16 protein-coding genes are annotated in these 13,724 nt (G+C 48.3%); 13 read left to right on the top strand and 3 right to left on the bottom strand.

From position 1 onward, the window contains the following. The first annotated feature begins 37 nt into the window (after positions 1-37). A complete protein-coding gene (glpK, locus tag ACLGL1_RS01980; protein ID WP_411007117.1) occupies positions 38-1,522 on the top strand; it encodes a glycerol kinase GlpK in 1,485 nt (494 codons plus the stop codon). Positions 1,523-1,570: 48 nt separating this feature from the next. On the opposite strand, the gene ACLGL1_RS01975 is transcribed toward glpK, so the two are convergent. From ACLGL1_RS01975 to ACLGL1_RS01965, 3 genes are all read right to left on the bottom strand, one after another. Further along, entirely contained in the window at positions 1,571-1,804 is a 234-nt protein-coding gene (locus ACLGL1_RS01975; RefSeq protein WP_411007116.1) for a hypothetical protein, read from the bottom strand. A 374-nt stretch (positions 1,805-2,178) separates the two neighbouring features. Further along, complete coding sequence (locus tag ACLGL1_RS01970; RefSeq protein ID WP_411007115.1) at positions 2,179-2,472, bottom strand: hypothetical protein; 294 nt, start codon at positions 2,470-2,472, stop codon at positions 2,179-2,181. A 28-nt stretch (positions 2,473-2,500) separates the two neighbouring features. After that, on the bottom strand, positions 2,501-3,964 hold the full coding sequence (locus ACLGL1_RS01965) for a YeiH family protein (RefSeq protein WP_411007114.1): 1,464 nt from the start codon (positions 3,962-3,964) through the stop codon (positions 2,501-2,503). Between the two features lie 334 nt (positions 3,965-4,298). On the opposite strand from ACLGL1_RS01965, the gene infC reads away from it, so the two are divergent. From infC to ACLGL1_RS01905, 12 genes are all read left to right on the top strand, one after another. After that, entirely contained in the window at positions 4,299-4,868 is a 570-nt protein-coding gene (gene infC / locus ACLGL1_RS01960; protein WP_411007113.1) for a translation initiation factor IF-3, read from the top strand. Between the two features lie 19 nt (positions 4,869-4,887). Next, the gene (rpmI, locus tag ACLGL1_RS01955) at positions 4,888-5,076 is read left to right on the top strand and encodes a 50S ribosomal protein L35 (protein WP_411007112.1); all 189 of its coding nucleotides are present in this window, start codon (positions 4,888-4,890) and stop codon (positions 5,074-5,076) included. A gap of 16 nt (positions 5,077-5,092) precedes the next feature. Further along, positions 5,093-5,446 carry a 50S ribosomal protein L20 gene (rplT, locus tag ACLGL1_RS01950; protein ID WP_411007111.1) on the top strand — a complete coding sequence of 118 codons (354 nt, stop codon included), beginning with the start codon at positions 5,093-5,095 and terminating at the stop codon, positions 5,444-5,446. A 72-nt stretch (positions 5,447-5,518) separates the two neighbouring features. Continuing rightward, on the top strand, positions 5,519-6,496 hold the full coding sequence (locus ACLGL1_RS01945; protein ID WP_411007110.1) for a biotin--[acetyl-CoA-carboxylase] ligase: 978 nt from the start codon (positions 5,519-5,521) through the stop codon (positions 6,494-6,496). Further along, entirely contained in the window at positions 6,493-6,981 is a 489-nt protein-coding gene (locus ACLGL1_RS01940) for a YbaK/EbsC family protein (RefSeq protein WP_411007109.1), read from the top strand. The genes ACLGL1_RS01945 and ACLGL1_RS01940 overlap by 4 nt, the downstream gene beginning before the upstream one ends. Before the next feature lie 3 nt (positions 6,982-6,984). Continuing rightward, a complete protein-coding gene (ybaK, locus tag ACLGL1_RS01935; RefSeq protein ID WP_411007108.1) occupies positions 6,985-7,479 on the top strand; it encodes a Cys-tRNA(Pro) deacylase in 495 nt (164 codons plus the stop codon). 129 nt (positions 7,480-7,608) lie between these two features. Next, positions 7,609-7,815, top strand: a complete 207-nt coding sequence (locus ACLGL1_RS01930) for a hypothetical protein (protein ID WP_411007107.1) — start codon at positions 7,609-7,611, stop codon at positions 7,813-7,815. Between the two features lie 98 nt (positions 7,816-7,913). Next, a complete protein-coding gene (locus ACLGL1_RS01925; protein ID WP_411007106.1) occupies positions 7,914-8,663 on the top strand; it encodes a sulfite exporter TauE/SafE family protein in 750 nt (249 codons plus the stop codon). Between the two features lie 492 nt (positions 8,664-9,155). Beyond that, the gene (locus ACLGL1_RS01920; protein WP_411007105.1) at positions 9,156-10,592 is read left to right on the top strand and encodes an FAD-binding oxidoreductase; all 1,437 of its coding nucleotides are present in this window, start codon (positions 9,156-9,158) and stop codon (positions 10,590-10,592) included. A 73-nt stretch (positions 10,593-10,665) separates the two neighbouring features. Further along, positions 10,666-11,805 carry an acyl-CoA dehydrogenase family protein gene (locus ACLGL1_RS01915; RefSeq protein WP_411007104.1) on the top strand — a complete coding sequence of 380 codons (1,140 nt, stop codon included), beginning with the start codon at positions 10,666-10,668 and terminating at the stop codon, positions 11,803-11,805. Between the two features lie 37 nt (positions 11,806-11,842). After that, entirely contained in the window at positions 11,843-12,619 is a 777-nt protein-coding gene (locus tag ACLGL1_RS01910) for an electron transfer flavoprotein subunit beta/FixA family protein (RefSeq protein ID WP_411007103.1), read from the top strand. Positions 12,620-12,631: 12 nt separating this feature from the next. Continuing rightward, entirely contained in the window at positions 12,632-13,621 is a 990-nt protein-coding gene (locus tag ACLGL1_RS01905; RefSeq protein ID WP_411007102.1) for an electron transfer flavoprotein subunit alpha/FixB family protein, read from the top strand. Positions 13,622-13,724: the final 103 nt, after the last annotated feature.

Below are 13,724 nucleotides of genomic sequence, written 5' to 3'. Positions count from 1 at the left end.
AATAGCCCAATAAGAGATTAGAAATGGAGGCAGGCTTATGGCTTACATTATTGCCCTGGACCAAGGCACGACCAGCTCTCGGGCTATTATTTTTGATCATGAACAGAATATCGTCGATATCCGGCAAAATGAAACCCGGCAATACTTTCCCCAGTCCGGCTGGGTGGAACAGGACCCCCAGGACATCTGGGCCTCGACCTTCGGGGCTTTACAGGAAACCCTGGCAGCTACCGGCATCAGTCCGGAAACCATTGACGCCCTGGCCATTACCAACCAGCGGGAAACGACCATCGTTTGGGACAAGACCACCGGTAAGCCGGTCTACAATGCCATTGTCTGGCAGTGCCGGCGGACAGCGGACCGCTGTCGGGACCTGGTGGACCAGGGCTACAAGGACCGGATTGCAGAGAAAACCGGTCTGGTCATCGACCCCTACTTTTCAGCGACCAAGCTGGCCTGGATTTTAGATGAGGTAGACCCGGACCGGACCCGGGCCAAGGCCGGTGACCTACTCTTTGGGACGGTTGATACCTGGCTTCTGTGGAAGCTGACCGATGGCCAGGTCCATGCCACCGACTATACCAATGCCAGCCGGACCATGCTCTTTAATATTCACAGCCTGACCTGGGACCAGGATATTCTGGACTTACTGGATATTCCCCGGGCCATGCTCCCAGATGTCCACCCCTCGTCCTATTCCTTTGGGCAGGCCCACTTGGGGCGGAATGTCATGGTGCCCGTGGCCGGCATGGCCGGTGACCAGCAGGCGGCCCTTTTTGGCCAGACCTGCTTTAGCCCCGGTGAGGCAAAAAACACCTATGGTACCGGCTGCTTTCTACTGATGAATATCGGTCATGAACCGATTATCAGCCGGCATGGCCTGGTCACGACCATTGCCGCCGGGACCAGCGACCAGCCCACCTATGCCCTGGAAGGGTCCATCTTTGTCGGTGGGGCAGTGATCCAGTGGCTGCGGGACATCCTGCATATTTTAGATGAAGCTGCGGACAGTGACTTTTTTGCGACCAAACTGGAAGATAACGAAGGGGTCTACCTGGTGCCGGCCTTTGTTGGCCTGGGCGCCCCCTATTGGGACGCCTATGCCCGGGGAGCCATGTTCGGCCTGACCCGGGGTACCGGTCGGGCCCATATTGTCCGGGCGGCCCTGGAGGCCATCACCTACCAGACCCATGATGTCCTAGAGGCCATGGTGGCCGAAAGTCCAGTTGAAATCAAGACCCTGCAAGTGGACGGTGGCGCTGCTGAGAATGACTTCCTCATGCAGTTTCAGGCGGATATCCTCAATGTACCGGTGGTCCGTCCGCAAATTCTGGAAACCACTGCCCTGGGGGCCGCCATGCTGGCCGGGCTAGCCGTTGGCGTCTGGAAGGACCTGGCCGAAGTGGCCCGGCACCGGCAGGTGGACCAAAGCTTCAAGCCGGCCATGGACGGGGATAAGAGGCAAAAAAATATAGATGGCTGGAAGGAAGCCATCCGTCGGACCTTGACCAAGCAAGTATAAGCAATAAAATAGGGATGTGTTCTACAGAAGGCATCCCTATTTTATTGGCTAAATCATACCCCACTTGCGCGTGTACTCTGCCTGCAGAAGATAGTCATCTTCAGTAAAGCCGTGCGCCTGCAAGGCAGCAATCGCATCTTTAAAGTCAAGGGCGACGGTTTCCATTTTAACGTAATCCCGGTGGGCGGTTAAAATCGTCCCTAAACCAATCCACACTGCCCAGTAGCCTTCTTTAAGCCATAAGTTTGAAAACTTACTGGTTTTACGTGTTTGTGCTTGCACGTGAATGCCTCCTTTTTTATAGTGGTTTAAGTAGCCAGCCGGATGTTGTCACCTCCTAGGGCTAGCCGAGGCTAGGTAAGTATGTAAATAAATACCAGCTATAGTATGAACTTATTTTTTCTTGGGGACAAGATATAAATGAAAGTAAAAGCCTAATAAAGCATAAATAAACCCTTAAAACATGTAATGGAAAAGATGATTAAGTATTAATTTTGATAATAAATAACACAACATATTCATTGAAAATGAACTCCTGTTTCAGTGATACCTTGCAAGTGTCCGGAGACGCTCATATATAAGTATAGAAGCTTTTTTATCTCTAGGCCTCTTTAAAAATAAAAAGAGCGCCCAAGTGGACGCCCTTTCAGCAAGGATTATAGTTTTTTATCTAACCAACATAAGATACGATAGGCCAAGAAAGCCCATAGGAAAAAGAAAGCAAAGGACAAGAGGGGATTTTTGAATCCCAAATAGGGCGAGTCGATAAAAATACTCTTCCAGTTAGGGACGTCTGTATAATAGTAGGCGCCCGGGCCGTACCCTTTATCAAAAAGAAAATGTCCCCAAAATATATCGTAGATAATAACCGCGCAGGCTAGGATAAAAAGGCCAAAGGCAAAAATTTGAAAAGGCAGTAATCGGCGTGCGTGCTTTTTGTTTCCTTGCACGGTTATCAGCTCCTTGTCCATTTAGTTTTTAAGAGAAAAGGGAGAGGTCAGGAATCGGGAAGAAGTTCCCTGAGAGGGCAATCCAAGCAACTAAGAGGGTTAGGATTAAGTTGAAGGATTGGCCAACAACGTAAAGAATCATCGGTTTACCGCCAGCCATTTGATCAGCCATTTCGCGGAAGTTGGACTCGAGACCGATAGACATGAAGGCCAGACAGAAGCACCAGCCCTTAAAGGTTTTGCAGCTGTCGATAATGGCTGTGGTGGTGTCTGAGCCAAGAGAGGGCAGGAAAATAAAGGAAGAAATCAAAGAAGCAGCAATAAAGCCCAGGATAAATTTCGGGAACCGGTGCCAAATTTCAGCTGCACCGACATCAGAAGAAGTCCCACGATCAACTTTGGTGGTAAAGAATATCGCAATACCGAAGGCAATGAAGCCGATTAAGATATTTTGAATCATTTTGACCATAGCGGCTACTTGACCACCTAATTCGCCTAAGGCTTCACCAGCTAAGACAACAGCCCCGGTGCTGTCGACAGTCCCGCCAATCCAGGCCCCACCAACCATTGGGTCAATATGAACTGCTTTAATAAAGAGCGGCATGCCGACCATCATAATAACGGTAAAAATCATGGATAGACCAATCGCAAAGGTCAGTTCGACTTTACGTGCCTTACAAGCAGCAGCTGCAGCAATGGCTGCCGATACCCCGCAAACGGAGGTAGCTACGGCAATAACCATTACCATCCGCGGATTTTCCATCTGTAGGAACTTACGCCCGAAAAGCCACATAAAAATAATAACCGTTGGAGTAACCAGCCAAGCAATAGATAAGCCGTAGCCACCAAACTTAGCAATATTAGCAAAAAGGACTTCTGCCCCCATAATAACCAAGCCTGTTTTAATGTAGTACTCCGTTTGCAAAATTGGTTTTAAGAAAGCCGGGGTTTTGAATACATTAGAAATAATAAGACCAATAACCAAAGCCCAAACAGCATATTCAAAATATTGCTTTAAAGTCACGTTGCCACTAACCAGGTAAACGATTGTACAGAGGAAGTATAATCCCGGGAAGGCCTTCATCCAAGCAGTGAAGTCTTTGCCCATAAAGTACATACCGATACCGAAGAGAATCTCAAAGAAGATGAGGGTGAAAATCCACTTAATTAGCACTTGACCAGAAAAAATATCCATAAAGGCCGTTTCACCATCACCCCAGGAGGCGAATTTGATGGCAGAGAAACTAAAGGGAGAATCGCCGGCAAAGATACCTGTGATTGTCGTAATGGCAGCAATGGTGATAACAGCAAAGCCCAGCCAGATGGTCCACCAGTCTTCAGCAGTCCATAAATCCTGGATAGAAAATTTACTGGCAACGACCTGTGCTTCATCACCGACCGGATTATCGTGGTCAATACATTCCCGTTCGAAGCAAGCCAGACGCTCTTCATCTGTCATACCTGCATAAGGATCATGTTTTTTCTTAGACATAGTATGCTCCTTTCGAAAATAGATTTTGAGAATGGGTCAAATAATCCTTGCTTCATATGAAAGATAACAAATTCTTATGATGAAAGCAAGGGAATGCTTTATTTGGTAACAAAAAGTTCAAGAAATAGTAAATTTGGATGATTTTTATTGCTTGCTTGACAGCTTAAGGGGAAGCTTGTATAATAGTCTTGTTGCAAAAGTAGAAAATCTTTTCTCACCTGCCGCCTAACGGTGTCCGGTTGCATCATCATTTAAGCTATATTTAGATATCCCATCTTCATATATAGTGGTTAATAGTGATGTAATATCGGCGGGTGAATCCCGTCTTTTTTTTATGCTATTTATTATTCACTATTCGGAGGTGTGGATCATAAGTAAAGAACTTCGTGTAAATGAAGCCGTTCGCTGTCGTGAAATCCGCTTGATTGGCAGTCAAGGGGAACAACTGGGGGTTATGCACCCCAGAGACGCCATGAAGGTCGCCGAGGAGCAGGGTTTAGATTTGGTGGAAGTTGCTCCAAATAGTAAACCACCGGTGTGCAAGATCATGGACTACGGCAAGTATAAGTATGAGCAACGCAAAAAAGAACGCGAAGCGAGAAAAAATCAAAAAACCATTGAAGTTAAAGAAGTTAAGTTGCGGCCGGGTATTGAAGACCATGACTTTAATACCAAGGTCCGTCATGCTGCCCGTTTCCTCGGAGAGGGCAATAAGGTGAAAATCACTATTATGTTCCGGGGGCGTGAAATTACCCATCCGGAACTCGGCCGCGAGCTTTGTGAGCGGGTAGCGGAAGATGTTCAAGATATTGCCAAGGTAGAGAAAGCCCCTAAAGTAGAGGGACGTAATATGACCATGATGTTGGTACCCTATGACAGTGGTGCTGACAAAAAGAAGAAGTAGTCGTGAGAGGAGAACCACCATGCCTAAAATGAAAACCCACCGCGGTGCAGCCAAACGTTTTAAACGGACCGGCACCGGTAAAATTAAACGGAACCACGCTTACACCAGCCATATCCTGGAGAAAAAATCTCCAAAGCGTAAGCGCAAGCTACGTAAAAGCGCCATCATGTTTAAGGGTGACGCCAAACGTATTGATCAACTCATCTAATTTATAGGAGGTCCAGATGGCTAGAATTAAACGTGGCGTCAATGCCCGCAAAAAACATAGAAAAATTTTAAAACAGGCAAAGGGTTATTACGGTAGCCGGTCTCGGGTATTCCGGGTGGCCAACCAGGCTGTCATGAAGAGCGGTCAGTATGCTTATGAACACCGCCGCCTGCGTAAACGTGACTTCCGTAAATTATGGATTTCACGTATTAATGCCGCTGCTCGTTTAAATGATATGAGCTACAGCACCTTGATTCACGGCTTGAAAGAAGCAGGTGTTGACATTAACCGTAAAATGCTTGCCGAATTAGCTGTCAACGATGAAAAGGCTTTTGCTGACATCTGCAGCCTGGCTAAAAGCAGCTTATAAGATTGAAGGCCTTCGTCATGGAGGCCTTTTTTTGCATATATTGATTGGGAGGGGCAGAAGGGAAGGAAATGTATGAAGGGCGGACTCCTGCAAGTATTTGTCAACGACCCTGAAAAGTGGTTTTCCGGGGCAGAATTGGCCGCAGAAATGGGCATTTCCAGGTCGGCCGTCTGGAAGCAAATTGAAGGCTTGCGGGCCCAGGGCCTTGCCATTGAGGCAGCGCCTAGAAAGGGCTACCGGCTGAGCGCTGAGGCCAACTTACTCAATGCCGTCGCTATCCAGGCGTCCCTGGACGAAAACAAGCCCTTTCAGTTGATGTACCAACCGACCATTGATTCGACCAATAAAAAGGCCGCTGAATTAGCCGGCGAAGGGGCCCCTGAATGGACCACCGTCGTGGCCGATAGCCAGTCTGCCGGAAGCGGCCGCCGGGGACGGCACTTTTACTCCCCGGCCGGGGTGGGGATTTATATGACCGTTATTTTGCGGCCCCAGGTGGCAGCAGAAGAGGCCACCCTTTTAACCATGGCTGCAGCCCTGGCTGTTGCTGAAACCGCTGAGGCCTTCAGTGAAGAAAAGATGGGCATCAAGTGGGTCAATGATATCTACCGGGGCCAGGCTAAGATAGCCGGTATCCTTACGGAAGCAGCCCTGTCCCTGGAAGAAAAAAGTCTTCGCTGGGCGGTGGTTGGCATAGGGCTAAACGTCTACCCCCATGCCAATGAAGCCGGCCAGGGCTACGGGAGCCTCTTTGACGGGCCCCGGGAGGACCCCCTGCTCCGGTCTAAAATGGCCGCTTCCATTTTAGACCGGCTCTATACCTATACCCAAGCTCTTTCAGACCGGCCCTATTTAGAGGGCTATCGGGACCGGCTATTTTTCTTAAATAAACCGGCCGACCTGGTCACCCTACGTGACCGCCGGACGGTCATTCCAAGGGATGTTGATGAGATGGGCCACTTGATTATTGAAAATGAGGCCGGCAGGCGAGAGACCATTTCCACTGGTGAGATTAGTTTGCGACCGCATGAATTGGGGGAATTATCATGACCACAGGTTTTGAACGCGCAAGTCAGTATTTAGCCGATAAAGGCTATGCTAACCGGATCCAGGCTTTTACCGAGAGTACAGCTACCGTTGCCCTGGCGGCCCAGCAGGTTGGCTGTGAAGAGGCACTCATTGCTAAAAGCCTGAGCTTTTACGATAAGGATGGGGGCTCCATTGTCATTGTAGCTGCCGGTGATGCCAAAGTAGATAATAAGGGCTTTAAGGAGCAGTTTGGCTTTAAGGCCAAGATGCTCCGGGGGGAAGATGTCGAGGCCCTGACCGGCTACCAGGCCGGCGGGGTTTGTCCCTTTGCCCTGCCCGAAACAGCAACTGTCTACCTTGACGCCTCCCTGAACCGGTTCGAAATAGTTTATCCTGCTTGCGGTGATGCAGCCAGTGCCGTAAGTCTGACCATCTCTGAGTTGGCTGAAGTCAGTGGCGCCCGGGCGACGGTGGATGTCTGTAAGGGTTGGCAAGAAGAGGCGTAAGAGATGGGCAGTAAAAAGCATAAAAAAACCAATGCCATGCGGCTTTTAACCCAGGGGGGCATCGATTACGAGGTCTACACCTACCGCTGGAAGGAAGATGACCTGGATGCCCGGCAGGTCGGTCCGGAAATTGACCGGCCGGATGAAATGATCTTTAAGACCCTCCTGGCCCTTGGGGACAAGACCGGGCCTATTGTAGCGGTCATCCCTTCTTATTTAAGTATTGATCTGAAAAAGTTGGCCCAGGTGAGCCAAAATAAAAAAGTGGAGATGCTCCCCTTAAAGGAATTAGAAAAAACCACCGGCTATATTCGGGGCGGGTGTTCGCCAATCGGTATGAAACACCAGCTGCCGACCTATATCGATAGGCATATTGACGGTCTTGATGAGGTTATTGTCTCTGCCGGCCAGCGGGGTCTGCAGGTGGGACTCAAGCCGGCAGACCTGGTAGCCTTTACCGAGGCCCTTGTTGTAGATATCACCATGGCCCATTTGTGAGAGAGTTTACAATTATTTTACATTTTAGCTGTAAGTCTAACGTATTCATTCGGTATGATGTACTTAACACCGAGAGGTGAAAAACTTTTTTCTTAAATCTAAGGAGGCCTTTTTAGAATGAAAAAATTAATGGCTGCTATGATGTGCATGGCACTTGGTATGGCTGTACTCGCTGGTTGCGGTGGCAACAATGACGCTGCTTCTTCTGAAGCTACTTCCGAACAAGCTAGCTCTGTAGAAGCTACCACCACTACCACTACTGTAGAAAAAGATGGCAGCGACGCCGCTACCACCACCACTACCACCACTGAAGAAGACACCAGCGCTGCTGAATAATAGCCTGAAAGTCTTAAGCACTGCTTCGGCAGTGCTTTTTTTATGCGTTTTTATACGAAAGGCTCTAGTTTATACTCAAAAAAGGGGGTTACCCAGTCATGTTTGGGATCATTCTTGTAGCTGCTTTTTTAGGTTTTTTGCTGCAAAGGGTTTCTGGAACCGGCTTTGCCCTGGTCATGGTACCGGTCTATACACTCTTTTTAGGTCCGGTAGAAGGGGTAGTGGTGAGCAATATCCTAAACGGTCTCGGCTGCCTCTTCTTAATGGTGGCCGCCCGCAAGGACCTCCAGTGGAAGCGGGTGTTGATTCTTTCAGGCGCAGCTGTACTTGGCATGTACCCGGGGATTTACCTGGTGAAATACCTGTCGCCGGCCTTCCTGCAACTTAGCATTGGCCTGATCATGCTGGTTGCCCTGGCCATTTCTCTGGGCTTTAAGGTGGATAAGCCCCATAAAGACGGCCTGGTGCCCTTGCTTTTATCCGGCCTTGGCGGGGGCTTTTTAGTGACGACAGCCGGCATCCCTGCACCGGCCATGGTCATTTATGCCCGGTATGTAAATTGGGACTTTCGCCACTTCAATGCAGCCATGCAAGGGGTCTTCTTCCTTATTTGCACCGTTACGGCCGGGATGAAGGTCGCAAGCGGGATTCCTTTTCCTAGGGACATTTTCAGTCTAAGCCATAATGGCTTGTTTTTACTTTTCGCTTTTATCGGTATGGGCCTGGGTGCTTGGTTGAGTCAGAGGATTCCCGATAAATATGCAGCAAGACTGGCCTTTATTGTGTCCATCATTGGTGCTGCTCTTGCGACTGGGAGGGGGGCTTGGCTGCTGGTCTTAGCCAACTAAAAAATAAGCAAGATAGCGGCCTACATACAGAAAATGGATACAATAGATTAGCGAAATTGAAAAGAAAAGAACATGAAAAATAAAAGAATAAATACCAATGAGCATATTATCCTTGTTTTTTGAAATAGATATAATATTTTTAGAAAAAACAGTGAAAAAAGAGGTTGAAAAAACGAAATAAAAATAAAAAAAGATAGACTGATAAAATTTACAAATATAAAACAGAAAAATTTTTAATTTAAATAATTTATGAGTTATTAATTGCATTGACAAGGTTTGTGAATAAGAGTATTATTAAGGCAGAAAGAGGAAGTTCATACTTGATAACTTGATTAATAACTTATTGAGTATAGAATGTATGGGGATAACCGATTATGTGCATGAGTAATCGGCTGCTGCGCATTGAAAAATAAAAATAAAAATAAACTTACAGCAATCCACACGGCACCATATCATGAAGCAATCGGTTATGTAAGATGAGGAGATGAGATCATGTCAAGTATTGCTTATAAGGCAGTTACCCCGGAAGTCATTAAACAATTTGAAGCAGTGGTACCGGGCAAAGTGTTAACCGGTGAAGCCATTAACCCGGACTACAATAAGGATGAGATGCCCATTTATGGGACCGGGAAGCCAGATGTATTAATTGAAGCGACAAGTACTGAAGCGGTAGCAGGTATTGTTAAAATTTGCTATGAAAACAGCATCCCCGTCATCCCCCGTGGGGCCGGTACCGGTTTAACCGGGGCAGGTGTTGCCTTTAACGGTGGTGTTATGATCGACATGTCCAAGATGAATCGCATCTTGGAATATGATATGGAAAATTTCGTCGTGCGGGTTGAACCGGGTGTCCTCCTGAATGACCTCGCTGAAGATGCCTTGAAACGGGGCCTGCTTTATGCACCGGATCCGGGCGAAAAATTTGCCACCCTGGGTGGCAATGTGGCGACCAATGCCGGCGGCATGCGGGCCGTCAAATATGGTGCCACCCGCGACTATGTCCGGGCCATGACGGTGGTCCTGCCAACCGGTGAAGTTGCCAAATTCGGGGCAACGGTATCCAAAACCAGCACCGGCTATAGCCTGATCAACATGATGGTTGGGTCAGAAGGGACCCTGGGGATCATTACCGAACTCACCTTAAAATTATTGGTTAAGCCAACCGCAGATATTTCACTGATCATTCCCTATGAAAACCTAGAAGATTGTATTGCGACTGTACCCTTATTTTTCTTAAACCACTTACAACCCCAAGCCTTAGAATTTATGGAGAGAGAAATCGTTCTTTCATCTGAACGGTATCTCGGACGGAGCATCTTCCCTAAGGAACATGAAGGCGTTGAAATAGGCGCTTATTTATTAGTTACCTTTGACGGTGATTCTGCAGAAGCCCTGGAAGGCCTCGTAGAAAAGGCTGCAGAAGTTGTCCTGGAAGCCGGGGCCATTGATGTGCTGATTGCAGATACACCGGCGAAGAAAAAGGATGCCTGGGCTGCTCGGAGTTCTTTCCTGGAAGCGATAGAAGCGGAAACAGAGCTTTTAGATGAATGTGACGTTGTTGTTCCGGTCAACCAGATTGCCAAGTACTTGACCTATGTCAATGAAGTTGGTGAAAAGTATGACTTTGAAGTCAAATCCTTTGGTCATGCCGGGGATGGGAACCTCCACATTTACACCTGCAGCAATGACATGGATGAAGCTGAATTTAAGCGCCAGGTCGATGAATTCATGTGGGATATCTACCGTAAGGCCCAAGAGGTTGGCGGCTTATTAAGCGGTGAACACGGGGTTGGCTACGGTAAATTAGATTACCTGGCCGAACTGTCCGGACCGGTTAGTATGCGGCTCATGGAGGGCATTAAAGAAGTCTTCGACCCGAAGATGATTATGAATCCTGGTAAAGTGTGCTACCCCTTGGAAGGCAAATAATTAAATATGTTTATATTTTGCTGCGAGATAGCAGCCGTCACCAATATAAAGTTTCAATGAGGAGGAAACTATTATGGCTTATTTAATTTCTGAAGAAGCACAAGACCTATTAAAAGACGTGAAACGGTTCTGTGAAAATGAAGTTGTTGAACAGTGTAAAGAATACGACCGAACTGGCGAATGGCCAAAAGAAATCTATGATAAAGCCATTGAACAAGGCTACCACGCCCTTGAAGTCCCAGAAGAATACGGTGGCCCGGGCCTATCTCGTGTCGATGTTGCCGCTTTAATTGAAGAAATGGCCATTGCCGATGCCGGTTTTGCAACCACAATTTCTGCCAGTGGTCTCGGGACCAAGCCGGTCCTCATTGCCGGTTCTGATGAACAGAAAAAACGCGTTTGCGATATTATCCTCGAAGGCGGTTTTGGGGCCTTCTGCTTGACCGAACCGGGCGCCGGGTCTGACGCCGGTGCTGGTAAAACCACAGCTGTTTTAGATGGGGACGAATATGTATTAAATGGCCGCAAATGCTTCATCACCAACGGTGGCGTCGCCTCCTTTTACTGTGTAACCGCCATGACCGATAAGAGCCAAGGGACCCGCGGGATTTCCATGTTCTTAGTGGAAAAAGGGACCCCGGGCCTGAGCACCGGTCATGAGGAAGACAAGATGGGTATCCGGACCTCCAATACCTGTGACGTGGTCTTTGAAGACTGCCGGATTCCTAAAGAAAACCTCTTAGGCGAAGAAGGTAAGGGCTTTAAGATTGCCATGCAAACCCTTGACCAGGCCCGGACCTGGATGGGCTGCGTATCTGCCGGGATTGCTCAACGCGGGATTAATGAAGCCATTGCCTATGGTAAAGAGCGGGTCCAGTTTGGCCGGCCCATTTTAAAATTCCAAGCCATGCAGTTTAAGATTGCTGATATGGCTATTAAGACTGAAGTGGCCCGTCAAATGGTTGCCCATTCCTTGACTTTGATGGACCAAGGCCTGCCTCATAGCAAGGAAAGCGCTATTGCAAAATGCTTTGCTTCCGATATCGCCATGGAAGTTGCTTCTGAAGCCATCCAAGTCTTTGGTGGTTATGGCTATAGCCGCGAATATCCGGTCGAAAAATTATTACGCGATGCCAAGATCTTCCAAATTTTCGAAGGATCTAATGAAATCCAACGCATCGTCGTTGCCAATAACACCATCGGCAGAATCTAATCTTATTGCGTAAAGACAGCTAAGGAGTACCTAAACGATGGATATTTTAGTTTGTATCAAACAGGTGGCAGATGATTCAATTGATATTTCCTTTGATGCGTCCAAAGACGCTATTAACTATAACGGAGCGGAGCAAGTGGTGAATGCCTTTGACACCTATGCCCTTGAAATGGCCGCTCGGCTAAAAGAAGCAAATGAAGGCGAAATTACCGTTATCTCTGTCGGACCCGACAGTGCTAAAAACGCTTTGAAGAACTGCCTGGCAGTTGGTGCTGAAAAAGCGGCCCTGATTCCCTGTGAAGACTACCAGGAAAAAGACCCGAAACAAATCGCCCAATTGCTGGCTAAGGGGATTAAAGACCTTGAAGCAGAACGCGGTGGCGCCTTTGACCTGATTTTCTGCGGGAAAGAGAGTACCGATGAAGCCTCCGGCCAAGTTGGTATTATGCTGGCCAAGGCCCTGGGCTACCCGGTGATCACCAATGTCATTGACATTGAAAAAGATGGCGATGCCGTCAAGGGCAAACATCAAACCGATGTGGGTTACGACTTAATTGAAGCTGCCCTACCTGCAATCATCACGGTGGAAAAACCGAAATATGAGCCAAGATACCCCACCGTTAAGAGTAAAATGGCCGCTCGTAAGAAACCGATTGAAGAACTAACCCCTGGTGACGCACAAGCCCATGGCTATGAAGTGGTCAAGGTTTACGGGCCACCTAAACGTGAAGCTGGCGTTAAAATTATCGCTGAGTCAGCAGAAGACGCTGTGGCACAAGCCATGGAACACGTTCATGCGGCCAAGGTTCTTTAGGAGGGGTGACTTATGAGCTTAGGAGATGGAAAAAACGTCCTAGTATTTGTTGAAGTGGTCGATGGATCACCGGTCAGCAATGCCATGGAAGCCTTGGGCCTCGGCCGTGAACTGGCCCAAGCTAAAGGCGAAGAAGTGTGTGCAGTTGTTATTGGTCCCGACCTGGATGTAGCTGCGGAAGCCTGCGCTAAGGGTGGGGCAGACAAGGTATTTACCGTTGCCCAAGACGCCTGGCAACTGGAAGCCTACGCCTCTATTTTAGGGCAACTCATCGAAAAATATACCCCAGCTTTAGTTTTGGCAGCATCCAACCAAAACGGTCGAGACTTGCAGGCAATCTTAGCCAACCAATTTGATACCGTATGCGTCAGCGATATCGTCGGTGCCCGGGTTGAAGACGGGGCCCTTATCCTGACCACCCCCCTCTACGGCGGCGGTGTCTGGAACGATGTCAAAGTCGCTAGCCATCCAAAATTTGCCACCGTCCGAGCCGGTACCGGTAAAAAAGTACCCCCGGAAGAAGCCACCAGCGGTGAAATTGTCAAAGAAGACGTCGCCCCGGCAGCAGGTGCCGTCTCCACAAAAGTGGCTGACGTCGTCAAAGAAGTGGCCGAAACCGTCAACCTGGAAGAAGCCGAAGTGGTTATCGTTGGCGGCCGTGGTATGGGCAGCAAGGAAAACTTCCAAAAAGTGCATGACCTGGCTGATTTACTCGGCGGTGTCGTCGGTGGTACCCGCCCTGTTGTCGAAGACGAATGGGTTCCCCATCCCCAACAGGTTGGCCAATCCGGTAAGATCATCGCACCGAAATTCTACATTGGCTGCGGTGTTTCCGGTGCTACCCAGCACTTAACCGGGATTTTAGGCTCTGACTTCATCCTGGCCATTAATAAAGATGAAGAAGCGCCGATCTTTGATGTGGCAGACTGTGGTATTGTCGGTGATGTCAACGAAATCCTGCCCCTCTTGATGGAAGAATTTAAGAAAGCTAAACAAGCCTAAGGCTTAGTCAAGCCAGTTGGGCCTAGCATAAAACCCGGATTCGGAGCGAATCCGGGTTTTCTTTTTTCTTTGCAAAGACGAATTTGCGTGTATAATTAGTAAA

Source organism: Peptococcus simiae, from assembly GCF_046569735.1.
Taxonomy (GTDB): domain Bacteria; phylum Bacillota; class Peptococcia; order Peptococcales; family Peptococcaceae; genus Peptococcus; species Peptococcus simiae_A.
Note: the sequence above shows the minus strand (reverse complement) of the source record. Positions and strands in the feature narration are given on the sequence as shown.